Source organism: Aerococcus christensenii, assembly GCF_001543105.1.
GTDB classification, from domain to species: domain Bacteria; phylum Bacillota; class Bacilli; order Lactobacillales; family Aerococcaceae; genus Aerococcus; species Aerococcus christensenii.
In genome coordinates this window covers 996,829-1,022,861 of the sequence record NZ_CP014159.1, presented here as the reverse complement: position 1 = coordinate 1,022,861, position 26,033 = coordinate 996,829, and the positions used below count along the sequence as shown (strand labels likewise).

The following is a 26,033-nucleotide window of genomic DNA, read 5'->3' as shown; positions in this document are numbered from 1 at the left end:
TTTCCTTTCTAAGCTTATAACCAGCAGACCTGTTCGTTTGAAATGCCTTCTGTGATCGATTCATCAAAAGTAAATACAATCATTTGACGAGAAGTGCTCTTTTCTTTTAAGAAGCGATAAATATTATCACGATATTCTGCATCTAAATGGGCAAATCCTTCATCAATGAGAATAGGGAGATCCTGATGACCGAGTTGAGCATCTAAGAAAGCAAACCGCATAGCAACAAAGAGAAGTGCTTTTTCTCCACGAGAAAGTTGAGAAACGTTTTCCCAATCTCCACTTAAAGTTTGATACACTTCAACAGAATTTTCGGTGTAACGTAATTTTTCAAATTTATTATTCGACAAATCAAAGAGATAACGGTTAGCTTGCGTCAGTACTCGCTCCACAGTGTCTTTGCCTTGACCTACACTGGCTTCTTGCATCACTTGAGCTGCTAATTGATCAGATGCCCAGTCTACCGCTTGGTCATAGCTTTCATCGAGTGTGTTTTGTCTTTCTTGTTCGAGTTCCTGTAAGGCTTGGCTGTTTCGCATGTTTTCCATTTGGTTCTCTAACTTCGCATTTTCTTCCATGAGGGATTGCACTCTTTGATGAACATCTGCTAAGCGATCGTCATTCTCACGAATTAACTCCTCCAAAGGACGTTTACTTTGATTAAGTTCTGAAGCCACATGGTTAAGATTTTCATTCAAGAAGTTATAACGTTCTTCTTTTTTCTTAAATTCATTATAAATTTCAAAAGCTTCGTTCAGTTCTTCTTCTGTACTAAACCCATATTGATCTAAGAAGTTTTGCTGAATTCCTTTCAAGTAATCAATTTGCTTGTTCAAACTGATTAACTTCTCTGTTTTTATCTTAATGGCTTGTTCCTCTGGAGAAACACTAGCTACTTTATCCCAATAAATTCGATAATCTTCTTCAAACCGGCGATAGAGGCTATCTAAAGCCAAGTAGCTCGATTTAATGGCTTGCTTATAACTTGTCCATTCTTCTTGATAAGCCTGACTTAACGCTCCCATTCCTGTTTGGTCAAGGAGATTATTAATTTCTTCTTCCAATTGGTTAATTTTTTCAACATAATCGGTTTGTAACCATACTAATGGCATGATATACTCGCTTCCGCCCTTACTTTGCATAAAGGCCATCAATTCTTCTGTAAATTGTTGAGATTCTTCCTCTAGTTCTTTAATTTGTTGATTTTGATTATCAATTTGCCGTTGAATTTCAGCTTTTTCACTATCAATATCTCTCAAATCTAACTGATAAGCTTTTTCTTCTCGATGAACGTAGGACTTCCCCTTCAACTGTTGGATAGAACCAATCACTACGAATAAGAAACCAATAATTAAAGCAGGTAAACCAGCACCTTTCCAGAATGGACTCTTATGGAGTAAGGAAATGGCATAAAAAATAATTCCAGTTCCTAAGAAAGCAATCCCTACTGGTCGAATCCAGGTTGAGGTATATTTATAAATCGTTGCCTTAAATTTTTCGTAGTCATTGCTAATTTGTTGACGTTCTTCTCCCAAAGAATCCGATTGTCCCATAAGGCTTTGAAGTCCAGCTTTGGTATTTTGATAGAAAACTCGGCGACTGTCAATGGCTTGCTGGCGCTTTTGCCATTCTTCTCTTTCCTCTGGCGTCATGTCTTCCGGCAATTCATCCAAACTTTCTGCTCCTAGAGCTTGTAATAAATTCTGTTCTTGATAGCGTTTTTCCACGATACTGTCATGGATTTGAGAGTTGGATTGAATTTGATCTTGATAAGTTCTCGCTTGATTTAGCATGCCGTTGAGCTGATCGGCATGCTCTTGCATCCATTGCACACCTGGCTCTAATTCTTCGGTCTCTTCATCCCCACTTGGCATAATCATCACGCCGTCTGGATTCAATTCTTCATATTCACTGTTGTAAAAGGCTAAATTTGTCTTAAGAAGGCTCCAATTATCTTGGTCTCCTTCTGAGAATTGAGGGCCATTATATTGGGCTAACTCAAAGCCTAAATGAACCCGTTCTTGATCTGCCTCACTTTGTTGATCAGCCAACTGAAGAGCCATGCTTTCTTTCTTTAATTTTTCTTCTTCTTCTTGCAGCTGAGTGAGATTTTCCTGATTTTGTGTCAGCGTCTGCTCTAATTCAAAATAACTCTCTTCCTCTTCTTGAGCGCTAGAAACTTGCTGATCTAACACAACAAACTGATCCATGGACTGATTGAGTGAAGGATTTTGTCCTTGAGGGCGATAGATTTGATCCGCATGATCCCTAAGCTCTTGAACAGACTGATCATCTGGCGTATCTGCTCCTATTACCCCCATCTTCATTAAGGAATGCGCAAAATCTTCTTCAGACTCCCAAATAAATTGCATTAAATCAGGTTCTGTAAATCCAAAGTAAGCCAGATAATCCTCCCGTTTTAAGTTACCGAATAAGCGATCAAAATCACTGACTTCCTCTTTTTCTTGTCCGGTCAAAGTAAGATACAATTGTTGGTGGCCTTGTGCCTTCGTCCGTTCAATCACACATTCTCCTAAAGGCGTATCTTCAAAGAAAATTCTCCCCCCAAAAGTGACCTGTGGATTGGTATCAAAATTTCGGTTATTTTTGCGTCTTGTATTAGGGAAACCAAACATAATACTTAAAATAAAGCTCATCAACGTGGACTTGCCCGCTCCGTTATTGCCTAAAAAGGCATTAAATTGGTTATCTAGTTTAAATTGGCGTTGAACAAATTTGCCATAACCATAAATTTCAATTTGGGTAATTTTCATTTCCTTAATCCCTCCACTGTTTCTGTCGATAATTTGTCGTCGATAAATCCATTTTATTCAGGGCTTGTTGGTAAACATCTTCTTGAAATTGCTCATCATCCACTTCTTTTTTTAGATAGCGTTGCCAGTGATAATGACGAAATAAAGCTTGAAGTAAAGCTTCAAATTTAGCTGGATCTTTATACTCTTGCCACTTTTCTAAAAGTGCTTGTTGGTATAAATTCGAAACTCTTTTTTGCTCGCTTCTATCTACCTCTATACTATAAGTGATTGGGTAAGCAACAAAATTATTATCTTTATTGTCTATTTGCCAGCGCAACTGATCCATTAACTCTTCCCCATATCTCTTCAAGAGAAGCAAGTTATCTTTGTCGGTTAATGAAAGTTGAAAGCAAAATTGCGTTAACAAATGCAAGCCTTCTTCCTCTGCCGTTCGCTTCACTTCTTGATAAGTCCTTTCAAAGACTTCTCTAAGATCATCCACTCCATCCAAGAGTGGAAGTTTTATAGGCTGTTCATAGAATTGCCAATCTGTTGTTTCTACAAATTCTATCTCAGCTTCCCTTCCCTTAGATAAAGTGACTAAGCAAGCGCCCTTAGGACCTTTTTCTTTAAAATGGGTTCCTTGAATATTCCCTGGATAAACAATAGGGACCCTCGCTTGAAGGATTTGACTCTTATGAATATGCCCGAGTGCCCAATAATCATAGCCCAGTTCTTCCAAAGATGTTCTTGTAAAGGGGCAATAATGATCCTTATCCGACCGACCTTGGCGCTCCTGTCCATGAAACATTCCTAAATGATAATCCGCTTTGTCGAATCTTTTAGGGAATTTCCTTGCCATATCTTCTCGGATCCACCTTTGATCATAAGAAAAACCTGTAATAGCCACTTCTTCCTTACTTTTACTGGTAAAGTGGACCGTTGTTATCTCCCTCGGGAAGACCGTTACTTCCTCTGGGAAGCGCAAATGATCTTGAGCCATTGCCAAGTGATCGTGGTTTCCGAAAAGCATGAAAGTCTTGATATTAGCTTGAGCTAACCGGTCTAAGCCTTGCTTCAACAAGAACTGTTCTTGCAAACTTCCCTTAGGATTATCATAAAGATCTCCTGCCAACAATACGAAATCCACCTTTTCGTTGATAGCAATATCAATCAATCGGAAAAAACTTTCTTCTGTTGCCTTTAAGAGAGAATGGTATAATTTTTTATTTTGTGTTTTTATCTTTTTCATGGGTTGCCCTAAATGCAGGTCTGCCGCATGGATAAACCGAATCATCAGCCCTTCTCCCTTCTTTACATTCACCTTAATAGTTTAGCATAATTTCAAAGCTAGTGGTAGGCAGATTATAGCTTCAGGGCTTCTACTTTCTTTTTATAAAAAGAAAAGCAGCCGATAAGTGATCGGCTGCTTTTCGAGGTAAAAGACTTAGTCTTCCTTAACATCCATTTTTTGATTGGCCTTATTATAAATTTCACGAATTGGGCGCATAATCGCTTGATTAACATCTTCAACGTATTTATTTAAGGCTTGTTCTTTTTTCATTAAGTCACTTAAAAGCTCATTTTTCCCTAAAGATTCTTGCATTTCTTGAGCTTTCTTCATATCGTCTTCACTCGGTTCTTTTCCAACCATCATTTTACTTTGTAAAGCCAATTGATAGTTTCTGAATTCGATATAAATTTGACGTGCTTCTTCGTTCTTAAGTACAGCATCCATGGCTTGATTTAAATCGTTGTAAGCTTCTAAATTGCGTACATTACGTTCTAATTCATTAATTGTGTCATAAATATTTACCAACAGAATCTCTCCTCTTTGTCATTTTTATCACTATACCATTAAACCACTTATTTGAAAAGCTACTAGACGTTTTTTGCTTTCTTAATCTCTTATTAGAAAATACGTTTAAATTGCTTCATAAGATCTTTTCCTTCCCGAATGACCTTATCAATCAATTCTTTCTTTTTCTTAACATTCTTCTTTTTATCATCTTTATCGCTGGATGAAGAGTAACTTCCTCCGTAATTTTGATTAGCTGCAGAAGGAATTTTGAATGGCGTTCGAGGGCTTGCATTTAACACTCCAGTTAACACCTGTTTAAAAGAAATGTGAGAAGTCACGGGTGCATTTGCCGCTAAATAGTTCTTTTCAGTGGTTTGATCAAAACCATACCAGCTGGTCACCACAACATCTGGCGTATACGCCACAAACCATTCATCATTATAGCCTGCTAAATTCTTATTACCGAGCGTTAATTCCACAGTCCCTGTTTTACCAGCTACTTGATACCCCGCAGGTTCACAAATTGCTCCAGTGTATTGCCCGTCATAAACTGCTAGCATCATGCTCGTCATTTGTTTGGCTAATTCAGGGGAAATGACATTTTTTTGCTTAGGGGCTTGCTCGTGTACAATTTCTTTTCCGTTAGGGCCTATAATCTTGGTGATGAAATAGGCTTCTGACCGTTTGCCATTATTGGCAAACGTGGTATAAGCTGAAGCCATTTGGATAGGTGATACCCCATTCGTGAGCCCCCCTAAAGCGGAAGCTAAAGATAAGTCTTCTTGGCCATAAGGAATTCCAAAATCATCTAATTTTTTCATAGACTTATTCACGCCCACCTGGTTCATTAACCACACGGCACTCGTATTTTTAGAAAGTGCTAAAGCTTGCCATAGGGGCAACTTGCCTTGATATTGGAAATTCCAATTTTCTGGTCTGTAGTTGTCCTCCCCATAGGATCGAACTTCGTCTGGAACAATAGAATTGATTTTATACCCTGATTCTAGGGCTGGGACATAGACATTTAACGGTTTTAAAATAGAACCCGGTTGCCGCTTCATCTGTGTCGAACGATTAAAGCCTCTAAAAGAATAATCGCCTACCCCACCTACAGAAGCGAGTACTCCTCCATTATAAGGATCTAAGACCACAGTAGCGCTTTGAGAAGTGTCTCCGGTAGGATTCATCGGAAACAGTCGCTTATTATGGTAGGTAGCTTCCAAAGGCTTTTGATAAGAAGGATTCAAACAGGTATAGATTTTATATCCCCCGTTCATAATCTTTTCTTCAGATAATCCATACTTATTCATGGCCTCTTCTAACACCCCAGCAAAGTAATAAGGATAAGGCGACTGTTCACTTTTGACCGGATTATTCATTTTAGGCAGTTTGGTTTGAACCGCCTTCTGTTCTTCTTCATTGTTTAAGACTTTATTATCCACCATTAAGCCAAGGACTGTATCTCGACGGTTTTTCGTCTTTTCATAATTATCAATAGGATTATAAAGGCTAGGGGCTTTAAGTGCTCCTGCTAATACTGCCGCATTGCTGACACTTATATCTTTCGCTGATGTTCCAAAGTACTTTTGAGAAGCATCCTCTACCCCATAAACCCCATTTCCAAAATAGCTATGGTTCAAATACATCTCTAAGATTTCTTCTTTTGAGTACTTTTTCTCTACTTCCAAAGCAATAAATAATTCTTTGAATTTCCTTAGAAGGCTCTGTTCATTCGTCAAAAAAGAGTTCTTCACCAGTTGTTGCGTTAAAGTGGACCCTCCTCCAACAACATTCCCTCGATGAATCACAAATCCAACTAAAGCTCTCCCAATCCCTATCAAATCGAAACCATGATGCTGATAAAATCGATGGTCTTCTGTCGAAATGACGGCCTTTTGAATATTTGGAGAAATCTGTTCCAAAGTCACATAAGTGCCTTTACCGTCTGCTAATTCTCCTACTGATTGGTTATTTCGGTCAAAGACTTCTGTCGTTAATTGCAACTTATTTTGCAAATTATCCACATCCGTCAACTTAGCCCCTATGACGAGATAAGATTCAAAAATAAATCCTCCCAACAATCCCAGAAAAAGTATCCATTTTACTAAATGACAACGTCTATTCCACGCCTTAAATCTCTCTTTAAAAGATACCTTCTCTGTTAGTTTCGTGATATCTTCTGATTTCATGCCTGCCTCCTCTCTATACTTTAAATTTAGTTTACCCTATCCCTTTTCAAAAACTAAGTGTCCTTTAGGAAATTTACCTTTTTTTATAGACTTTTTAGGGCTTCTTTAAATAGGCTAATTTATCTTTGGGATAAAGATGTACGCGTTCTAACTGATTAAAATTTTGCTGACGTAAAACTTCATAAATACAAATAGCTGCACAGTTCGACAAATTTAAGCATCTTACATGAGTATCATCCATTGGAATACGAATACATTGGCCTTGATGTTCTCGCATAAATTCTTCTGGTAGGCCTGTCGTTTCCTTCCCAAACATCAAGAAAATATCATCTCCAAGATCAGTATAGTCAATATCTGTATAATCTCTCGTTGCAAACTTAGACACTAAAAAGAGAGGACGATCTCCTAAATAATTCATAAACGCCTCTAAATTTTCATGGTAAGTAATTGATACAGCATCCCAATAATCTAGTCCCGCACGTTTAAGATGTTTATCATCTGCCTGGAAGCCCAAGGGTTCGATCAAATGGAGGTGCGTATCTGTTGCGGCACATGTTCTTGAAATATTTCCCGTATTTGCTGGAATTTCAGGTTCAAATAATACAATATGATTAGTCATTCCTTCTATTCTCCTTCATAAAAATTCGCTTTATTATACTCCAAATTAAGTAGATAATAAAGAATTCACATATTTACGAAATATATTTAACTTCTGTAACAAAACGTTCGCTTTTTAAGACTAAAAGAGTTACAATAGATAAATAAAAGAACTGTAACCCATGCATCATTAAGGAGGATATAACGGTGTCAGATTTAAAACAACGTATTTTAGAAGATGGTAAGGTTTTTCCTAATAATGTTTTGAAAGTAGATTCCTTCCTTAACCATCAAATTGATCCTATCGTTATTGGAAATATTGCGGATGAATTACTTACTCACTTCGGTGACAAAAAAATTACCAAAGTACTCACTATTGAAGCAAGTGGGATCGCTCCAGCCATTACCATAGCTGCTAAACTCGGCGTTCCTATGCTTTTTGCTAAAAAACAAAAACCTTCTACCTTACAAAACGACGAAACCTACGGAACAATCGTTCACAGCTATACCAAAAATACTGATTCACATGTTGTTATCAGTAAACAATACCTCAATCAAGAGGATCGTGTGCTTATTGTCGATGATTTCTTAGCTAATGGTGAAGCTGCTATGGGCCTCATTAACATTGCTGAACAAGCTAATGCCACAATTGTAGGTGTGGGGATCTGTATTGAAAAATCTTTCCAAGATGGTCGTCAAAGAATCGTAGATCATGGCGTAGACATCTATTCAGTCGTTCGGATTGCTTCCTTAGAGAACGAAACTCTAACCTTTGCAGAGGGACATTAGCCCTTTTCTCTCTATAAAATAAAAAACGTCTTAGAAAGGTTCAACTTTCTAAGACGTTTTTTATTTTATAGACTAATTCTTTTTATTCGTCCTCTACCTGTCCATATTTCTCCTCATAATCATCCAAAGTTAAGCCCTCATGTGAGGATTTAAATTGAGCTTCTGACTGCTTACGATACTTACTCATAATCGATTGAAACAACTCAACATTTGTTGGTGGCGTCCAAGAAACTGCATCCGCCCCCGCTTCAATAACAGCACGAATGCTTTCTTCCGTCTTCCCACCTGTGGCTATAATAGGAATATCTGGAAACTGTTGACGAACTCGTCTGACTAGATCTGGCGTCTCACGCCCATTGGCCACATTGAAAATATCTACCCCACTCTTTAATTTCTCCACCAGATCATATTCCGAAAGGACAGTTGAAATAATCGGAGAGTCAATTCTATCTTCAATGGCTTGAATTGTTTCTATCGGCATAGGAGCATTACATACTACTCCAATAGCACCTTCTGCTTCGGATAATAAAGCGATCTCTACACTCCTCATTCCATTAGTTTTTCCACCACCTACTCCAGCGAAGACAGGCTGAGTAGAAACTTGAAGAATCGCTGAAATAATGCTAGGATGGGGAGTTTGTGGATAGACGGCCAAAATCGCATCCGCATTAGAGTAAGTAATCGTCGCTACATCTGTAGAATATAGAAAAGACTTCAAAATGTGTCCAAATACCTGAATACCTGGAGCTTCTTGAATGACTTCAGGAACCATTACTAGTCCCTCTCTTAGAGCTGAATTTACTTTTTTGATGCTCGTTTTTTTATTTGACATATCAAATCTCCTACTCCTTGTTTTTGCATATTGTACCACTTAATCCGCTTATGAGAAATTAAAAAGAAGAGCTAGCCTAAAGCCAACTCTTCTTTCCTTTCAATGGATCATCTTCATGGTCAAACTGACATTAGTTAACACGTAATTTAGTATCCCCTGTTTCAATCACAGATTTCGTTGCGTTTAAAGCGTGGAAGACCATGTTTTGAACAGCTTCATCTGTATAGTAAGCAATGTGTGGAGTGTAGCTAACAAGTGGGTGATGTAATAACCGTAAGAAGGTTTGATCAGTGATAGCTTTTGTTTGGTAATCATGTTTGACATATTCAAATTCATGTTCGTAAGTATCTAAAGCTGCAAAAGATAAATGACCTTCATCTAAGGCATCTAATAAAGCTTCTGTATCTACTAAAACCCCACGCCCTGCATTGATTAAGATAGCGCCTTTCTTACATAATTTGAACATATCTGTATCAAACATATGATAGGTATCGTCAGTTGCTGGCATATGTAAAGAAATAATATCTGCTTCTTTTACACAATCTTCTGGTGTGTCACGATATTCCAACAAGTCGCCTAATTTATCGTTTGGATAAAGGTCATATCCAATAACTTTACAACCTAACCCTTTAAATAAACGAGCAGTTGCTTGACCAATACGTCCAGTTCCTAAAATAGCAACTGTCTTACCACCTACACGAGAACCACGAATAAATAAAGATTCACGGAAATCATGGTTTAAAGAATGGTGATTAATTGTATAAAGATTACGGATACCGTTAATAGCTTGACCCACTGAATATTCAGCAATAGATTCTGGAGAATAAGCAGGAACGTTAGAAATGATCACGTCATTTTCTTTTGCTAATTCTAAGTTATAAGGATCAAATCCTGCCATACGTTGTGCAATGTTTTTGATGCCGAATTCTTTTAATTTTGGATAAACAGCATCATCTAAACGAGTGTATTGATATGTGCTGACACCATCGTATCCCTTACAACGATCAACTGTATCAGCCATTAAAATATCTTCGTCTAAGAACAATTCGATATTGTTCTCTTCTCCCCAACGTTGTGCTGATTCGCGTTCTTGTTCACTGACACCATACATATAAATCTTTGTCATTTTTACTTTCCTTTCCTACGTTCAGTTAATCACATAAAGATAGATATAAAACCTTTATGTAATCACAGGTCTCATTGTATAAAGCAAGTTATCGAAAGTCAATACTTATCTTGAATATTCTAAAGGCTAATCAAAATTTCACAAATAAAAAAATAAAGCCACTTTCCTTTATTCAAAGGGGAAGGAATGGCTTTATCTGTTCAGCAATTTTCACTAACTCCTCTGGTCTTAATACTTGACTCATTTTAAAACCTATAAAATACGGACTCGTTATAAATCGTGGCATAACTTTACAATAGTAACCTCCTGCCATGGCATAGAAAAATAAATTATAAGAATCTGAGTTTGCGAAAAAAGTATGTTTTAAAACATATCTTACAATTCCCTGAACAGCATCCGCAAAAATATCTAAGTCTTCTAAATTTCCAATAAACACATTAAACTCATTGGCTCCAACTATCGGAGCAGTGGATATATTTACGCTTACCGAACCTTTAGAAACCACTTCTACTCCCTTTAAATTTTCTATAGTCACTTCATCCTCGTTTTCCTTATTTTGTAAACCTACAATTTGAAAATGAGGATGGCGAATACTCCCACCTGAAAGTGGTCCATGATTTTTAAAAAAGAGAACCTTATGGAATCGATCATCATGTAGCATTTCCAACCAACAATCAAACGTAAATCTAAAAATCGAGCGATTTTCACTTTGATTATACGAAGAAATATCTTTCCAATGCTCAGACGATTCTATAATGATCGTTTGATAGGCATCCTCAAACGTACGGTACTTATTCATTAACCAAATTTTTTGGCCCTCTTGCCTAAAGATTTGCTTCAAATGTGCCACATCACAGAAAGGACAATATGCCTCTTTATTTCGAATATTTTCTGGCTTCTTTAAGGCAATTTGATGATTAAAAATAAGAGGCTTTTTCACTTTATTTTTCCTTCCTAAAATTTAAAACTTCTCTTTATCTTCAGACATTAGTATAAATAAAAATAACTTTTTTGTCAGCTTCTTCAACTTATCAATTGAGCAATAAAAAAGCCCAGAAACGTCGAAAAATGATCATTTCTGGGCTTTTCTTAGTGCCGGCGGTGGGGGTCGAACCCACACGCCCGTGAAGGCACGGGATTTTGAGTCCCGCGCGTCTGCCAATTCCGCCACGCCGGCATGATATATACAAAAGGCGGTAGCCGGATTTGAACCGGCGCATAAAGGTTTTGCAGACCCGTGCCTTACCACTTGGCTATACCGCCACTATACCTAATCATAATATATCACTAGATATAATAAAACTGGGGTAGCTGGATTCGAACCAACGCATAACAGAGTCAAAGTCTGTTGCCTTACCGCTTGGCGATACCCCAATAAAAGGGCGAACGAGGGGAATCGAACCCCCGCGTGTCGGTGCCACAAACCGATGCGTTAACCACTTCGCCACGTTCGCCATTTTCAGTTTTTTACATATTTCTATGTAACAGGGACACTAGGAATCGAACCCAGATTGACGGTTTTGGAGACCGTAGTTTTACCGTTAAACTATGTCCCTATTCTCACAAATGAGAATTTTATATGGAGGGAAGAGGATTCGAACCTCTGAACCCGAAGGAACGGATTTACAGTCCGCTGCGTTTGGCCGCTTCGCTATCCCTCCCTATATGGTCCGAGACAGAATCGAACTGCCGACACCTTGAGCTTCAATCAAGTGCTCTACCAACTGAGCTATCAGACCAAATGAGAAACGGTCCGGACGGGATTTGAACCCGCGATCTTCTGCGTGACAGGCAGACATGTTAACCCCTACACCACCGGACCTTAAATGGAGAATGAGGGGCTCGAACCCCCGACCCTCTGCTTGTAAGGCAGATGCTCTCCCAGCTGAGCTAATTCTCCAATTTTATGACCCGTACGGGATTTGAACCCGTGTTACCGCCGTGAAAGGGCGGTGTCTTAACCGCTTGACCAACGGGCCAACATTAACGGAGAGTAAGGGATTCGAACCCTTGAAACGGTTTCCCGTTTACACGGTTTCCAACCGTGCTCCTTCGGCCTCTCGGACAACTCTCCAATATCTATGCCATAGGATTACTCGCCAAAACTCCGCAAGTAGGACTCGAACCTACGACATCTTGATTAACAGTCAAGCGCTACTACCAACTGAGCTATTGCGGAATAAAAAGAATTGCACGGCAACGTCCTAGTCTCACAGGGGGAAACCCCCAACTACATTCGGCGCTAAGAAGCTTAACTTCTGTGTTCGGTATGGGAACAGGTGTATCCTTCTTGCTATCGTCACCGCACAATATGAGCCTTATTCGCTCAAAACTGAATCTATAGTCTCTTCCTCTTTGTCATACAACTTTTCCTTTGGATAAGTCCTCGACCGATTAGTATTCGTCCGCTTCACCTATTACTAGGCTTCCACTCCGAACCTATCTACCTGATCGTCTTTCAGGGGTCTTACTCTCTTATTGAGATGGGAAATCTCATCTCGAGGGGGGCTTCACGCTTAGATGCTTTCAGCGCTTATCCCGTCCACACATAGCTACCCAGCTGTGCTCCTGGTGGAACAACTGGTACACCAGCGGTGTGTCCATCCCGGTCCTCTCGTACTAAGGATAGCTCCTCTCAAATTTCCAACGCCCGCGACGGATAGGGACCGAACTGTCTCACGACGTTCTGAACCCAGCTCGCGTACCGCTTTAATGGGCGAACAGCCCAACCCTTGGGACCGACTTCAGCCCCAGGATGCGATGAGCCGACATCGAGGTGCCAAACCTCCCCGTCGATGTGAACTCTTGGGGGAGATAAGCCTGTTATCCCCAGGGTAGCTTTTATCCGTTGAGCGATGGCCCTTCCATGCGGAACCACCGGATCACTAAGCCCGACTTTCGTCCCTGCTCGACTTGTAGGTCTCGCAGTCAAGCTCCCTTCTGCCTTTACACTCTTCGAATGATTTCCAACCATTCTGAGGGAACCTTTGGGCGCCTCCGTTACTCTTTAGGAGGCGACCGCCCCAGTCAAACTGCCCGACTGACACTGTCTCCCGACCAGATTATGGTCGCGGGTTAGAATGGTCATGTCACAAGGGTAGTATCCCACGGGTGCCTCCTTCGAAACTAGCGTCCCGATCTCTTCGGCTCCTACCTATCCTGTACATGTCACACAAACATTCAATATCAACCTACAGTAAAGCTCCATGGGGTCTTTCCGTCCTGTCGCGGGTAACCAGCATCTTCACTGGTACTACAATTTCACCGAGCCTCTCGTTGAGACAGTGCCCAAATCGTTACGCCTTTCGTGCGGGTCAGAACTTACCTGACAAGGAATTTCGCTACCTTAGGACCGTTATAGTTACGGCCGCCGTTTACTGGGGCTTCAATTCAGAGCTTCGCTCGAAAGCTTACCCTTCCTCTTAACCTTCCAGCACCGGGCAGGCGTCAGCCTCTATACGTCATCTTCCGATTTGGCAGAGACCTATGTTTTTGATAAACAGTCGCTTGGGCCTATTCACTGCGGCTGACCTTGCGGTCAGCACCCCTTCTCCCGAAGTTACGGGGTCATTTTGCCGAGTTCCTTAACGAGAGTTCGCTCGCTCACCTTAGTGTTCTCCACTCGACTACCTGTGTCGGTTTGCGGTACGGGTTGCTTTATTCTCACTAGAAACTTTTCTTGACAGTGTGACATCGGCTGCTTCGATACTTGATTTCTCTCCCCGTCACAGCTTGTGTACTCTGTGGCAAGCCTTTCACTCACCATCACACTTACTGCTTGGACGCGTCTTTCCATCTCCGCGCTCAGCTTAGCCTCCTGTGTCCTTCCTTCGCTCAAACAAATAAAACAAGTACAGGAATCTCAACCTGTTGTCCATCGCCTATCCCTTTCGGTCTCGGCTTAGGTCCCGACTTACCCTGGGAGGACGAGCCTTCCCCAGGAAACCTTAGTCATTCGGTGGACGGGATTCTCACCCGTCTTTCGCTACTCATACCGGCATTCTCACTTCTATACGCTCCACTGGTCCTCACGATCCAGCTTCTCTGCCTATAGAACGCTCTCCTACCATCCTCACGGATCCACAGCTTCGGTGTTCAGTTTAGCCCCGGTACATTTTCGGCGCAGGGTCACTCGACTAGTGAGCTATTACGCACTCTTTAAATGATGGCTGCTTCTAAGCCAACATCCTAGTTGTCTGTGCAACCCCACATCCTTTTCCACTTAACTGATACTTTGGGACCTTAGCTGGTGGTCTGGGCTCTTTCCCTTTCGACAACGGATCTTATCACTCGCCGTCTGACTCCTGGACTAAAACTTTTTGGCATTCGGAGTTTATCAGATGTCAGTAATCCTAGATGGACCCCTCGATCAAACAGTGCTCTACCTCCAATAGTCATCATCCAAGGCTAGCCCTAAAGCTATTTCGGAGAGAACCAGCTATCTCCAAGTTCGATTGGAATTTCACCGCTACCCACACGTCATCCCCGCCTTTTTCAACAGACGTGGGTTCGGGCCTCCAGCGTGTTTTACCACACCTTCACCCTGCACATGGGTAGATCACTTGGTTTCGGGTCGACGACAACAAACTTGACGCCCTATTCAGACTCGCTTTCGCTAAGGCTCCGCTTCTTCCGCTTAACCTTGCTTGCTATCGTCACTCGCCGGTCCGTTCTACAAAAAGTACGCCATCACCCTTTAACGGGCTTTGACTGCTTGTAGGCATACGGTTTCAGGTACTCTTTCACTCCCCTCCCGGGGTGCTTTTCACCTTTCCCTCACGGTACTGGTTCACTATCGGTCACTAGGTAGTATTTAGGCTTACCGGATGGTCCCGGTGGATTCCGACGGAATTTCACGTGTACCGCCGTACTCAGGATACTGACAGGCTGCCGCGATCTTTCGCCTACAGGATTTTCACCTTCTTCGATTGATTTTCCCAAATCATTCGGCTAGATCTTGTCATACCTTCCTTCAGTCCTACAACCCCAAAGTGCAAGCACTTTGGTTTGGCCTCTTTCCCGTTCGCTCGCCGCTACTTAGGAAATCGATTTTTCTTTCTTTTCCTATGGCTACTGAGATGTTTCAGTTCACCACGTCTACCACATCATAAGCTATGTATTCACTTACTTGCCATTGTCGATTAAAACAATGAGGTTCCCCCATTCGGAAATCTCCGGATCAAAGCTTACTTACAGCTCCCCGAAGCATATCGGTGTTCGTCCCGTCCTTCATCGGCTCCTAGTGCCAAGGCATTCACCGTACGCCCTTATTCACTTAACCACTGGTTAAGTTGTATGATTGCGAAAAGTTTTTTAAAACTCTTTTTCGGTTTTTACGCTTGGTAAAAATTGGTTTGTTTCCTTATTATCTCCTGGTAGAAATAATAAGGTGGAATTTACTATAGTATTCAGTTTTCAAAGAACAAGTTAAATTTGAGAGTTAGACCTCTCAAAACTAAACAAAGAAAACGCAATGTGTATTCCATAATATCCTTAGAAAGGAGGTGATCCAGCCGCAGGTTCTCCTACGGCTACCTTGTTACGACTTCACCCCAATCACTTGTCCCACCTTCGGCGGCTGGCTCCAAAAGGTTACCTCACCGACTTCGGGTGTTACAAACTCTCGTGGTGTGACGGGCGGTGTGTACAAGACCCGGGAACGTATTCACCGCGGCGTGCTGATCCGCGATTACTAGCGATTCCGGCTTCATGTAGTCGAGTTGCAGACTACAATCCGAACTGAGAATGGCTTTAAGGGATTCGCTGACTCTCGCGAGCTCGCTGCCCGTTGTACCATCCATTGTAGCACGTGTGTAGCCCAAGTCATAAGGGGCATGATGATTTGACGTCATCCCCGCCTTCCTCCGGTTTGTCACCGGCAGTCTTGCTAGAGTGCCCAACTCAATGCTGGCAACTAACAATAGGGGTTGCGCTCGTTGCGGGACTTAACCCAACATCTCACGACACGAGCTGACGACAACCATGCACCACCTGTCACTTTGTCCCCGAAGGGAAAACTCTATCTCCAGAGTGGTCAAAGGATGTCAAGACTTGGTAAGGTTCTTCGCGTTGCTTCGAATTAAACCACATGCTCCACCGCTTGTGCGGGTCCCCGTCAATTCCTTTGAGTTTCAACCTTGCGGTCGTACTCCCCAGGCGGAGCGCTTAATGCGTTAGCTGCGGCACTGAAGGGTGGAAACCCTCCAACACCTAGCGCTCATCGTTTACGGCGTGGACTACCAGGGTATCTAATCCTGTTTGCTACCCACGCTTTCGGGCCTCAGCGTCAGTGACAGACCAGAAAGTCGCTTTCGCCACTGGTGTTCTTCCATATATCTACGCATTCCACCGCTACACATGGAGTTCCACTTTCCTCTTCTGTACTCAAGCTTCCCAGTTTCCAATGCACTTCCACGGTTAAGCCGTGGACTTTCACATCAGACTTAAGAAGCAGCCTGCGCCCCCTTTACGCCCAATAAATCCGGACAACGCTTGCCACCTACGTATTACCGCGGCTGCTGGCACGTAGTTAGCCGTGGCTTTCTGGTAAGATACCGTCAAGACTGTAGCAGTTACTCTACAATTTGTTCTTCTCTTACAACAGAGTTTTACGATCCGAAAACCTTCTTCACTCACGCGGCGTTGCTCCGTCAGACTTGCGTCCATTGCGGAAGATTCCCTACTGCTGCCTCCCGTAGGAGTTTGGGCCGTGTCTCAGTCCCAATGTGGCCGATTACCCTCTCAGGTCGGCTATGCATCATCACCTTGGTGAGCCGTTACCTCGCCAACTAGTTAATGCACCGCAAGGCCATCGATAAGTGATAGCAGAGCCATCTTTCTAAGTTTGTTCATGCGAACAAACTTCCTATGCGGTATTAGCACCCGTTTCCGGATGTTGTCCCCCGCTTATCGGTAGGTTCCTTACGTGTTACTCACCCGTCCGCCGCTAACTTTGAAAGTGCAAGCACTTTCTCTGTTCGCTCGACTTGCATGTATTAGGCACGCCGCCAGCGTTCGTCCTGAGCCAGGATCAAACTCTCATGAAAGAATTCATGAACTGTTCTTAGCTCATTTTTGCTGACTTGTTTGAGTCTAGTCTAGACTTATTGCTTGAATTGTTGGTTTAGTTATTTCTAACTATCCCTACACATTTGGTTCGTCTTCTTTGTTCAGTTTTCAAAGGTCTATCTTTCAGTTGCTGTTTAACAGCGACCCAATTATGTTATCACATCTCATTTTAGATGTCAACATATTTTTAAAACTTTTTTTGCTGCATGTTTAAGCAGTTTCGGACCGCTTAAACGATTAACCAGCAAGAGCTATTATACAGTGTTAGGCGTTTCTTTGTCAAGGACTTTTTTTATTTTGTTTGACGTGTAATTTTCATTACAAGCTAAACACTGATAAGTATCTTGCCGCTCTCTCAGAAACAGCCTATTTAGAATATCAAGATTTGATCTTCTTGTCAACAAATTTTTTTATTTTTTTGATTTTGCCAAATCAATCACCAGAAAAATTCTTTTAATGATCCTTCCATACTACAAAAAATGCATTCGAAGATATAGTTCTCTTAGCATAAATCCCACAATAATTTTCAAAACAATCACGGCCCAAAATGGAGAAGGAACCTCTTTTGCTAAAATTGCCGCAAAAACAAAAATAATTCGCTTGGTAATTGCTATCTCCAACTAAAAAAGAAGATTCCTCTTTCCTAAAGTAAAAAATAAGCCACATATAATAAATTTTTGACGCCTATCATAGAGTTTTGTAATCGAAAAGGAAGCTTTTAATAAATTTATTAATCGCATAAGTGGCTCTTTCTGATATGATAGATATGTAATAAATGTTTCAAAGGAGTGAGTTTTATTTTGAAAAATATAGCTATTATCGGAGCTGGTAAAATTGGTCAATCTATTATAAAAGGCCTATTGAGTAACCATTTTGTCGACACCAAACATCTCTATGCCACAACACACGAAGAAGTGTCAGCTAAAGAAGTGGCTGAACGGTATGGAATTGAGGCTTCTACTAATAACCTAAAAGCTGTCGAAAATGCAGACATCGTGCTTGTAACTGTTAAACCTTATAATATGGACGATGTCCTCAAAGAAATCGCTCCTTCTCTTAAAAAAGAAAGTTTAATCATTAGTTCCGCCGCGGGATATTCTATTGCTTCTATTGCTTCTTTCCTTTCAACGGGTCATAAAATTGTTCGGATGATGCCAAATACTCCCGTTGCTATCCAGGCAGGAGTGATCGGATTTACACCTAACGAAGCGCTTAGTCCGGATGAAGTAGCTCTTACGAAAGAGCTTTTATCTGAAATGGGGCTCGTTGAGCAAGTCACGGAAGCTCAATTGGATACTATTACCGGCGTTAGTGGTTCTAGTCCAACATTGGTTTATATGTTTATTGAAGCGATGGCAGATGCAGCCTGTCAGCAAGGACTTCCTCGTCAGCAAGCCCTTGCCTTAGTTGCTCAAACCGTGGCTGGATCTGCTCAAATGGTTATAGAGACACATAACCATCCTGAGCAATTAAAAGATGATGTGTGTTCGCCTGCTGGAACATCTATTGAATGTGTACGTGTAGCAGAAGATAAAGGTTTACGTTCTGCAGTGATTGAAGCAGTTATTGCCGCCTGCCAAAAAGCCAAAAGTTAATTTCTATATCACCAGAGTTAACATTTAACTCTGGTTTTCTTTTGAATCCACACAATGCGCACATTTTCCATAAAACTCTATACGATAACCTTCCAATTGAAAATCTGTAGAGCGATCCCCCGAATTTTCTATTTGATTAATCGCATCCTTCAATCGTTGTTCCCTTTCATACCAATCAACAATCTGTCCACACTCAGTACAAATCAAGTGGTAGTGCTCTTGTAAAAAGAAATCAAAGTGACGGCTTCCATCTTGCAATCGAATTTCTTTAACTAAACCAATAGATGCCAATTGATTCAAAGTATTATACACAGTTGCCAAAGAAACTTCTTCCTCTTTTTGAACAAGTTCTTTATAGACTCTTTCTGCCGTTGGGTGACATTCACTGGCAATTAAATACTTGAGTATTCTTCGACGAGAACGTGTCAATCGCAACTTATGTTGTTGAAGATAATGAATAGCTTCTTGGTAGATTTGACCAGGATTTGTCATTTTGCACACCCTTTCTTGAAAGAAAGCCCTTAACGTTCATTTTCTATCTTATTCTATCATAATTTGTTAGCATTTACGGCCTTTAGCCTGTATGATATTAATAAACCAACTAATGAAAAGGAGATCTTCATGAAATTAGGTGCACGAACCATAAAAACAGGAATTGGAGTTATCTTAGCAATGCTCATTTCCTCTTTACTCCCCAATATAGACGTCATGCAGCCAACCTTTGTAGTCATCTTAGGGCTCCAGCAATCCGTTAGAAAGACATGGGATACCTTATTCAAACGCGCAATCGCTGCTTTTTCTGGTGGATTAACTGCTGTTGTGATGTACTACTTTTTTGGCAATAATGCCATTGTGGTAGGCTTAACCGTCATCATTTTTATCGCTATTATGAACGCTTTAAAACTTCAAGAAGTGATTTCATTAGCAGCCATTACTGTCGTCATTATTATGTTAAGGCAAGTCAGTGGTATCGAAGAATTAATTTTTGTTTCGACCTTTCGTGTATTTGAAAACATTTTAGGTGTTGCCATAGCGATCGCTGTTAATGCGTTCATCATGCCTCCTAAGTATGATAATGTCCTTTATCAGGAGATTACATCGACTTCTTCTGAAATTCTCATACGCTTACGTGCCATCCTTAGAAAAAATGGTGAATATTCTTCCTTAACTTCAGATTTGGAATGGACCTATAAAAAGATTAATGGAATCAATGAGCGCTTTCTTCTGACTAAAGAAGAACCTATCTGGCTTCCTGACCACGTCATTGCCCGCAAGCGACAACTTGTCGTTTATCGAAGCTTTATTCAAGCCCTTAAAGATATTACAAACCTTCTCTATATCATTCATACCCACACCAATGTTCTTTTTGTCCTCGATGATCACTTAAGAGCTTCTATTCGAGAACGGATCGAAACACTTTGTGCCGCTCATGAACAAATTTTCCTTAAATTCGACGGGCGTATCTCGCCTTCAGAAGTTAATTTCTTTCAACCAACGAAAGCGCGACGCAATGAATTAATGGATGAAATTCTAGAAGAAATTACAATCATACAAACCGATGAGCCTGAAGCTGTCCGCCTTCAGTTAGAAAAAAGTAATGCGCTGATTCTTTTATCTGGGGCTATGATTGAAGTAGAAAATTCCTTAATTCATTTAAATACACTGGTTCGTTCCTACCATACTTATCACGACGAAGATCGTCAACACTATGCTCTAGAAGATAAACTTCACTCCCAATCATAAAGGCAAATATTGAATAAACAAAAAGCAGCTACAGAGATTAGCCTCTTAGCTGCTTTTCTATCTTTTATGGATAATGTCCATTTTTTCTTAAAGAGTTCCACTCTTGAATGAATGCTATCCGATTTATCGTTGTCTTACCGGGGCCGATTGTCCTCCAATGCTTTGGGCACCTGTTGGCGGATTAACAGGTACAGGATGCTGATACACCGCTCCCCCTCTGTTGGGTGAATAAATTCCATTAGGAGATGGCGCCGCTTGGGCTTGGGATTGCAAAGGTTGGCGAGATACTGCAGATTCCTGAGACTGACGAACTGCTTGCTGTTTTTCTTTCTCTGCTTCTTGAGCAGACGCTTGCTCCGCTTTTCGTGATTCTTCCTCTGCTTTCTTTTGAGCCAATTTTTCTTCTAATTGTTGACAGTCTTCATTATCTCCCTTATAACCTCGACTAAAATCAAATTCTTGTTCTAACAAAGCTTTTTCAAACTCTGATTTCAAAACTTGTAAGCCTTTATCAGTAAAAGTGCCTTCAGCTTCATAGAGATCTCCTTTAGCTTCTTTTGCTGCTCTTTCAAAGTTTTGACTAATATCCAAAACATTATACCCTTTATTTTTCAAAGCCTCCGAAACTTTGTTGACATACTCTCCATATTTCTCATCTGAATGATCTGCCTGCGTTAAACTCGGCAAATGAACAAATAAAATATTCGTCTCTGGACTATCTACCCGAATCTGAGCATAGATATGTTCCAAAATTTCGACAGAGTCTTCCATCGAAATGCCATCATGATAATCATCTACAGTGGGTAGAGGGAGTACCAACAAATGTGATTTCTCTTTAGGAAAATTCTTAATCCAAGAACTGGCCAATAGATCTTTACTATTGTAATTTTTAAGATCATCCACCTTTACCACTAAATCTTTCAAATCTTCCTTCTTGAATTGATTTAAGCTTTGAGTCATTCCTTCTAACATTTTACTTTTTGTATTTACAAACGTGACTTTAGGTATTTGCCCTTGTGCTTTCAGATAAGCTAAATAATCACTCACTTTTGCTTTTTGACGGGTTTGCTCAAAAGTCAGCGGACTTTTATCTTCTTGTTTCTCCGCTAATTGTGCTTGATCATTTCTCCACGTTTCTTTTCCTTTGACTTGACCAACATAGTATGTCACACTCACCAAAATTAAAGTGACTAAAGTAGCTATCAAGGCTATCTTCTTTTGCTGCTGACTAGATGCATTCATCTCTCACAACCGCCTCCCTATTCTTCCTTTGATTGTAACATGATCCTAAAGAGAAAACGAGAAAAATTTATTTTACCTATACACTCGCTTTAGTGACTATGTTATACTAGTTCTGACTTTGGTTTTTAATACCTGAGTGTAGAAAGTAGGTCATGTGATGTATCATCCGAAAGAAGGAGAGTTCATCACAGTCAAAAGTTATAAACACGATGGTTCACTCCATCGAACGTGGAGAGATTGCATGGTCCTTAAAACAAATGATCAAAGTATCATCGCTTGCAATGATCATACTCTCGTCACTGAATCTGATGGTCGGCGTTGGGTAACGCGTGAACCCGCTTTGCTATATTTCCATAAAAAATATTGGTTCAATATCGTTACTATGATTCGATCGAATGGGGTGTCTTATTATAGCAACCTTGCTTCCCCTTATGTCATCGATGAAGAAGGATTAAAGTATATCGACTATGACTTAGATATAAAGATTTTCCCTAACGGTGAAAAAAAATTACTTGATATCGATGAATATCTCGAACACGGTGCCTACATGCATTATTCTAAAGAGCTAGATGTTATCATCAAAAGTCATCTTAAAGAACTTGTTCGTTGGATCGAAGAGGGCAAGGGGCCTTTTTCAAAGGCTTATGTTAAATTATGGTTTTCGCGTTATTGCCAACTCACTCAAGCAAAACGTAATCGCCGTAGACGCTATAACAAAAGAATGCGTAAAAAATCGTAATCATCCTCCGACTGTGATGATCTGTTCTCTATCAAAACTATTAACTTTGTAACAAAAAACGTTGTTAGTTTTTACTAACAACGTTTTTTGTTATATTCTTCCTTCAAAATTTAGTAACCTTCTCGGTAATATTCTTTATCTTGACCATGTAAATGGAATAAAGATTCTCTCCCCGGCATTTGAAGGGGCATTTTCTCATCAGAAAAAAGAGTAATTAAGGCAGGTGGTAATTTAGAAATTTCCGCCTGCTCTGGCGAAATTTCAGTCACAATCTCATTTCCGCGACCTTCCATAATTTTCTTACCAAATTGTGGATCAATTAAAGTGCCACGCCCTACTGCAGCAAAATCAGCATAATTCAAAGCATCCTTGGCCTTTTCTTCATTAGTGATTCCACCTACTACAATAATTTTAACATCATCAGGAAGGACCTGCCGATAAAGTTGAGCATATGTAGAACTTTGCCCAGCTGGTTTATTTTTATAATTTAAATTAGAGATATGAATATAATCAAAATCATAATGTTTACCAAGATCTTCCACGAGACGTGTAGAATCTTGATAAGTGTATCCCACATTCACTCCATGAATTTCTTCTGGACTAATTCGGTAGCCAACGATAAAATCTTTAGGAGCCTCTTCACGAATTACTTTAAACACTTGATCATTTACTTCTCTAATAAAGCGAGTACGATTTTCATAAGAACCTCCCCACTTATCTTGGCGCTGATTCGACCATTTAGAGAAAAATTGTTGGTGAAGGTAATGGTTAGCGCCGTGGATTTCTACACCATCAAATCCAGCTTGAATAGCGCGTCTTGTAGCCAAACCAAAAGCTTCAATAACTTTATAAATTTCTTCTTCAGTAATTTCTTCAACAGGATAATCTAAGAAACTAAAATCAATAGCACTTGGGGCTAAAGCTCTTCCGCCATGTCTAGCTGGAAAGTTCGATTCTCTCCCTGAGTGATTGATTTGTAGAATAGCTTTATTGCCTTTAGATTGAAGAGACTGAGCAATTTTACGAAGTCCTTCAATATGTTCATCACTTTGCACACTTAGTTGTTCTTTATTAGCTGCCCAAGTATGAGAAGGGCCTCCATCTTTAATCACGTAACAATATTCTACAATAACCATTCCTGCTGATTCTGAACGTGTTGTATAGTAATTTAGCGTATCTTGACTCACAAATCCACCACTTAATCCACTATTTGTCAACATAGGGGGTTGTACAATTCGTCCTTTTATCCTCGCTCCATGGCGTAAAGTCACAGTATCAGTTAATGCTTTCGTCATAGCAAACTTCCCTTCAAATCAATTTGTTTTCCCTATTTTAGCAAAAATTATACAAATGTCTATCTTATAAATAAGAAATTGTGCATATCAAATAAAACTTAACCAAACTAAAATGGCCCCTCAAAAAGAGCCATTTTAGTTTGTTATTCATCATTCTTCAAATAATCATAAAGAGCTTTCCAAATTTTCATTTGAACCGTCGGAAAAGCATGTTGATCAAGATCATGTAAATAAAGCCAGTCTGTCTTTTCAACTTCCGTTAGCTCCGTTTTCGTCCAAGAAAGTTCAGCAAAATAGAGATCAATCTCCCAAATACGATGCGAAAAAACATGTTTAACATGACCAATAGGTGTCTTCATAACAATAGGATGAAAGTGATAAATTTCCTGCGTTTCTTCAACCAAATTCTCATAAGATGGCTTATCCTGCGTGGTTTGTTCAAAAAGGGGAACAGTCCATAAATTAGCCAATAAGCCCTTGCTTGGCCTTTTCTGGATGAGAAATTGTCCCCGTTCATTACGAACCAACAGCGCATTCAACGAGATAGTCTTTGTTTTTATTTTAGACTGCTTAACAGGATAATTTTGACTGGTATTTGTAAGATAAGACAGATTAAAATTCCTAATCGGGCTTTCTGGATCTGAAGGTTGCTTAGGCAATTCATAAGAAGAACCTAAATCCATCAAAGCTTGATTAAAATCTCCTGGGCGTTTGGGATCTAACACATAAGCGATCACTGCTTTAAAAATCCGTTGATTTCTAGCCTTACTAATATCTGCATTAATCGCAAATAAGCGACTAAACACCCGCATAGCATTTCCATCTATCGCAGGGACCGCTTCATTAAACGCAATCGAAGCAATTGCCCCAGAGGTATAAGGTCCAATCCCCTTTAACTTTTTTAACTCCGCTTGTGTCTTTGGAAATTTTCCTCCGTATTCCTCCATCACTTGTTGGGCAGCCTGTCTCATATTCTTAACACGTGAATAATAGCCTAAACCTTGCCATACTTTTAAAAGATCATCATCACTCGCTTGACTAAGAGCTTGGACATGAGGGAATTGCCGCATAAATTTGTGATAATAGGGAATTACTGTATTCACCTGCGTTTGCTGAAGCATAATTTCTGATACCCATATGGCATATGGATCTTTTTCTTTTCGCCAGGGAAGATCTCTTTTTTCTTGATCATACCAGGCCAAGAGTTGCTTGCGAAATGCTTGAACCGTCTTAGGGCCCCAGACCTCTACCCCTTCAATGTTTGGCCCAATGTCTTCAATTGCTGATTTCCCTAACCAGCCTTTTAGAGAAAAATCTTGATTAATCGCAGTCACCTAATTCCTCCTCTTCTTGCCTTTGATCTAGGCAATTATTAATTTCATCACTCTCAAAACCTTTTCGATAGAGCGCACATTTTACTTTATAAATTTTCTGCTTTTTATCTAAATAACGATACTTTCGCCAATACTTTTCTAGCTCTTTCTTCAAAGTCGCCTGATTACTCCCGACTTCTTCTTTATATTCACTAATTACTGCTTGAATCATTTCTTTTTCAAAGCCCTTACTATATAAATAGAACCACGTTTTTTCTTGATTTTTCCGAAAAGAATATCGCTTTTGATTAGCAAACCATTTCTTATCTGCTAAATAACGGCAATTCTCTAATTGCTGCTGTCTTGGATATTCTTCTAAAGCCTTGCGAATATTTTCTTCTGTGAGTCCTTTCTTTTTCAATTCTTTCTGTATAAATTCGGGGCCTTTTCGACTAATCAAAGCTTGCGTGCGAACATAAGAAGCACCAAAAGAAACATCATCCACCAATCCCAATTCTTCTAATCGGTGTAAGGTTCGTTCAATGTATTCCGGCTCAGTTTCTTCCTTTTCAAGTCGTTCTTCAATTTGCTTTTTGGAACGTAAGCTATGAGACAAATACACCAGAGCCACTTGATACGCTCGATTTTCTAATTCCTTGTTACGAATAGCCAACAACTGCTCTTCTGTCAAATCCATCCCTTTATATAAGCCAAAATGAACGAGAGTCTCCTCACTAATGCCCAAAAAGAAGCGCTCATTCACATAAAGATTATATCTCTTTTTATGTCTTTGTTGAACTTCAATCTCACTAATCACACGTCCAGTAAATGCATCCGCTCTACCTTCTCCTTGGACCGTCCCTTTCATATTTTTTTTGACTGGCTTTTGCTGTTTCTCTCCCTGAGAAGCTAACTCACTCAGTTTAATCGGTCCATTCTTCATTGCTT

At 40.2% G+C, this 26,033-nt stretch carries 17 protein-coding genes, 12 tRNA genes and 3 rRNA genes; 4 read left to right on the top strand and 28 right to left on the bottom strand.

Translation table 11 applies throughout. The features are described 5' to 3' along the window. Positions 1-14: 14 nt before the first annotated feature. The 5 genes from AWM71_RS04920 to trmL form a co-directional block, all read right to left on the bottom strand. Complete coding sequence (locus AWM71_RS04920; RefSeq protein WP_060776905.1) at positions 15-2,774, bottom strand: ATP-binding protein; 2,760 nt, start codon at positions 2,772-2,774, stop codon at positions 15-17. Between the two features lie 4 nt (positions 2,775-2,778). After that, on the bottom strand, positions 2,779-4,053 hold the full coding sequence (locus AWM71_RS04915) for a metallophosphoesterase family protein (protein ID WP_060776904.1): 1,275 nt from the start codon (positions 4,051-4,053) through the stop codon (positions 2,779-2,781). 150 nt (positions 4,054-4,203) lie between these two features. After that, entirely contained in the window at positions 4,204-4,575 is a 372-nt protein-coding gene (locus tag AWM71_RS04910) for a YlbF family regulator (RefSeq protein ID WP_060776903.1), read from the bottom strand. Between the two features lie 92 nt (positions 4,576-4,667). After that, positions 4,668-6,746: a transglycosylase domain-containing protein gene (locus tag AWM71_RS04905; RefSeq protein ID WP_060776902.1), complete on the bottom strand. Its 2,079-nt coding sequence runs from the start codon at positions 6,744-6,746 to the stop codon at positions 4,668-4,670. Positions 6,747-6,840: 94 nt separating this feature from the next. Continuing rightward, positions 6,841-7,365, bottom strand: coding sequence for a tRNA (uridine(34)/cytosine(34)/5-carboxymethylaminomethyluridine(34)-2'-O)-methyltransferase TrmL (gene trmL / locus AWM71_RS04900; protein WP_060776901.1), 525 nt, complete (start codon positions 7,363-7,365; stop codon positions 6,841-6,843). Between the two features lie 185 nt (positions 7,366-7,550). Between trmL and AWM71_RS04895 the strand changes: the two genes are divergently transcribed. Then, positions 7,551-8,132 (top strand): xanthine phosphoribosyltransferase, encoded by a 582-nt coding sequence (locus AWM71_RS04895; protein WP_060776900.1) that lies wholly within the window; start codon positions 7,551-7,553, stop codon positions 8,130-8,132. 82 nt (positions 8,133-8,214) lie between these two features. On the opposite strand, the gene AWM71_RS04890 is transcribed toward AWM71_RS04895, so the two are convergent. The 18 genes from AWM71_RS04890 to AWM71_RS04805 form a co-directional block, all read right to left on the bottom strand. Beyond that, positions 8,215-8,964, bottom strand: a complete 750-nt coding sequence (locus AWM71_RS04890; protein WP_060776899.1) for a beta/alpha barrel domain-containing protein — start codon at positions 8,962-8,964, stop codon at positions 8,215-8,217. Positions 8,965-9,094: 130 nt separating this feature from the next. Continuing rightward, positions 9,095-10,090, bottom strand: a complete 996-nt coding sequence (locus tag AWM71_RS04885; RefSeq protein WP_060776898.1) for a D-2-hydroxyacid dehydrogenase — start codon at positions 10,088-10,090, stop codon at positions 9,095-9,097. A gap of 172 nt (positions 10,091-10,262) precedes the next feature. Continuing rightward, positions 10,263-11,030, bottom strand: coding sequence for a DUF4931 domain-containing protein (locus AWM71_RS04880; protein ID WP_060776897.1), 768 nt, complete (start codon positions 11,028-11,030; stop codon positions 10,263-10,265). A 153-nt stretch (positions 11,031-11,183) separates the two neighbouring features. Beyond that, a tRNA-Leu gene (locus AWM71_RS04875) sits at positions 11,184-11,267 on the bottom strand. Positions 11,268-11,281: 14 nt separating this feature from the next. After that, positions 11,282-11,353, bottom strand: a tRNA-Cys gene (locus AWM71_RS04870). 39 nt (positions 11,354-11,392) lie between these two features. Next, positions 11,393-11,464, bottom strand: a tRNA-Gln gene (locus tag AWM71_RS04865). 7 nt (positions 11,465-11,471) lie between these two features. Then, positions 11,472-11,544: transfer RNA gene (locus tag AWM71_RS04860), tRNA-His, on the bottom strand. A gap of 31 nt (positions 11,545-11,575) precedes the next feature. Then, positions 11,576-11,646: transfer RNA gene (locus tag AWM71_RS04855), tRNA-Trp, on the bottom strand. 24 nt (positions 11,647-11,670) lie between these two features. Further along, positions 11,671-11,751 (bottom strand) — tRNA-Tyr (locus AWM71_RS04850). A 5-nt stretch (positions 11,752-11,756) separates the two neighbouring features. Next, positions 11,757-11,829, bottom strand: a tRNA-Phe gene (locus AWM71_RS04845). Between the two features lie 10 nt (positions 11,830-11,839). Next, positions 11,840-11,912: transfer RNA gene (locus AWM71_RS04840), tRNA-Asp, on the bottom strand. 5 nt (positions 11,913-11,917) lie between these two features. Further along, positions 11,918-11,990 (bottom strand) — tRNA-Val (locus AWM71_RS04835). Between the two features lie 7 nt (positions 11,991-11,997). After that, positions 11,998-12,069: transfer RNA gene (locus AWM71_RS04830), tRNA-Glu, on the bottom strand. Positions 12,070-12,077: 8 nt separating this feature from the next. Continuing rightward, positions 12,078-12,164 (bottom strand) — tRNA-Ser (locus AWM71_RS04825). 31 nt (positions 12,165-12,195) lie between these two features. Then, a tRNA-Asn gene (locus AWM71_RS04820) sits at positions 12,196-12,269 on the bottom strand. Positions 12,270-12,281: 12 nt separating this feature from the next. Continuing rightward, positions 12,282-12,397, bottom strand: a 5S ribosomal RNA gene (gene rrf / locus AWM71_RS04815). Positions 12,398-12,464: 67 nt separating this feature from the next. Next, positions 12,465-15,371: ribosomal RNA gene (locus tag AWM71_RS04810) — 23S ribosomal RNA — on the bottom strand. A 216-nt stretch (positions 15,372-15,587) separates the two neighbouring features. Continuing rightward, a 16S ribosomal RNA gene (locus tag AWM71_RS04805) occupies positions 15,588-17,136 on the bottom strand. Together the 16S, 23S and 5S rRNA genes with 12 tRNA genes alongside form the textbook arrangement of a ribosomal RNA operon. 822 nt (positions 17,137-17,958) lie before the next feature. Here AWM71_RS04805 and proC point away from each other — a divergent pair. Further along, the gene (proC, locus tag AWM71_RS04800; RefSeq protein WP_060776896.1) at positions 17,959-18,753 is read left to right on the top strand and encodes a pyrroline-5-carboxylate reductase; all 795 of its coding nucleotides are present in this window, start codon (positions 17,959-17,961) and stop codon (positions 18,751-18,753) included. Between the two features lie 24 nt (positions 18,754-18,777). Here the strand turns inward: proC and AWM71_RS04795 are convergent, their stop codons facing one another. Next, positions 18,778-19,245 carry a Fur family transcriptional regulator gene (locus AWM71_RS04795; protein WP_060776895.1) on the bottom strand — a complete coding sequence of 156 codons (468 nt, stop codon included), beginning with the start codon at positions 19,243-19,245 and terminating at the stop codon, positions 18,778-18,780. A gap of 129 nt (positions 19,246-19,374) precedes the next feature. Between AWM71_RS04795 and AWM71_RS04790 the strand changes: the two genes are divergently transcribed. Further along, positions 19,375-20,496 (top strand): FUSC family protein, encoded by a 1,122-nt coding sequence (locus AWM71_RS04790; RefSeq protein ID WP_060776894.1) that lies wholly within the window; start codon positions 19,375-19,377, stop codon positions 20,494-20,496. A gap of 123 nt (positions 20,497-20,619) precedes the next feature. Here the strand turns inward: AWM71_RS04790 and AWM71_RS04785 are convergent, their stop codons facing one another. Then, positions 20,620-21,738, bottom strand: a complete 1,119-nt coding sequence (locus AWM71_RS04785) for a hypothetical protein (RefSeq protein ID WP_060776893.1) — start codon at positions 21,736-21,738, stop codon at positions 20,620-20,622. A gap of 157 nt (positions 21,739-21,895) precedes the next feature. Here AWM71_RS04785 and AWM71_RS04780 point away from each other — a divergent pair, with 157 nt between their 5' ends. After that, on the top strand, positions 21,896-22,477 hold the full coding sequence (locus AWM71_RS04780) for a DUF402 domain-containing protein (RefSeq protein WP_060776892.1): 582 nt from the start codon (positions 21,896-21,898) through the stop codon (positions 22,475-22,477). Positions 22,478-22,587: 110 nt separating this feature from the next. Here AWM71_RS04780 and AWM71_RS04775 read toward each other — a convergent pair whose 3' ends face one another. From AWM71_RS04775 to AWM71_RS04765, 3 genes are all read right to left on the bottom strand, one after another. Then, a complete protein-coding gene (locus AWM71_RS04775) occupies positions 22,588-23,772 on the bottom strand; it encodes an oxidoreductase (RefSeq protein ID WP_060776891.1) in 1,185 nt (394 codons plus the stop codon). A gap of 143 nt (positions 23,773-23,915) precedes the next feature. Beyond that, on the bottom strand, positions 23,916-25,106 hold the full coding sequence (mutY, locus tag AWM71_RS04770; RefSeq protein ID WP_060776890.1) for an A/G-specific adenine glycosylase: 1,191 nt from the start codon (positions 25,104-25,106) through the stop codon (positions 23,916-23,918). Next, complete coding sequence (locus AWM71_RS04765) at positions 25,093-26,028, bottom strand: RecX family transcriptional regulator (protein WP_060776889.1); 936 nt, start codon at positions 26,026-26,028, stop codon at positions 25,093-25,095. The genes mutY and AWM71_RS04765 overlap by 14 nt, the downstream gene beginning before the upstream one ends. Positions 26,029-26,033 lie beyond the last annotated feature (5 nt).

What these genes read in the sequence shown, in the direction of transcription:
- AWM71_RS04920 (WP_060776905.1), bottom strand. Translation starts at nt 2,774, where the DNA reads ATGAAAATTACCCAAATTGAAATTTATGGTTATGGCAAATTTGTTCAA.
- AWM71_RS04915 (WP_060776904.1), bottom strand. Translation starts at nt 4,053, where the DNA reads ATGATTCGGTTTATCCATGCGGCAGACCTGCATTTAGGGCAACCCATG.
- AWM71_RS04905 (WP_060776902.1), bottom strand. Translation starts at nt 6,746, where the DNA reads ATGAAATCAGAAGATATCACGAAACTAACAGAGAAGGTATCTTTTAAA.
- trmL (WP_060776901.1), bottom strand. Translation starts at nt 7,365, where the DNA reads ATGACTAATCATATTGTATTATTTGAACCTGAAATTCCAGCAAATACG.
- AWM71_RS04890 (WP_060776899.1), bottom strand. Translation starts at nt 8,964, where the DNA reads ATGTCAAATAAAAAAACGAGCATCAAAAAAGTAAATTCAGCTCTAAGA.
- AWM71_RS04885 (WP_060776898.1), bottom strand. Translation starts at nt 10,090, where the DNA reads ATGACAAAGATTTATATGTATGGTGTCAGTGAACAAGAACGCGAATCA.
- AWM71_RS04795 (WP_060776895.1), bottom strand. Translation starts at nt 19,245, where the DNA reads ATGACAAATCCTGGTCAAATCTACCAAGAAGCTATTCATTATCTTCAA.
- AWM71_RS04790 (WP_060776894.1), top strand. Translation starts at nt 19,375, where the DNA reads ATGAAATTAGGTGCACGAACCATAAAAACAGGAATTGGAGTTATCTTA.
- AWM71_RS04785 (WP_060776893.1), bottom strand. Translation starts at nt 21,738, where the DNA reads ATGAATGCATCTAGTCAGCAGCAAAAGAAGATAGCCTTGATAGCTACT.
- AWM71_RS04780 (WP_060776892.1), top strand. Translation starts at nt 21,896, where the DNA reads ATGTATCATCCGAAAGAAGGAGAGTTCATCACAGTCAAAAGTTATAAA.
- AWM71_RS04775 (WP_060776891.1), bottom strand. Translation starts at nt 23,772, where the DNA reads ATGACGAAAGCATTAACTGATACTGTGACTTTACGCCATGGAGCGAGG.
- AWM71_RS04765 (WP_060776889.1), bottom strand. Translation starts at nt 26,028, where the DNA reads ATGAAGAATGGACCGATTAAACTGAGTGAGTTAGCTTCTCAGGGAGAG.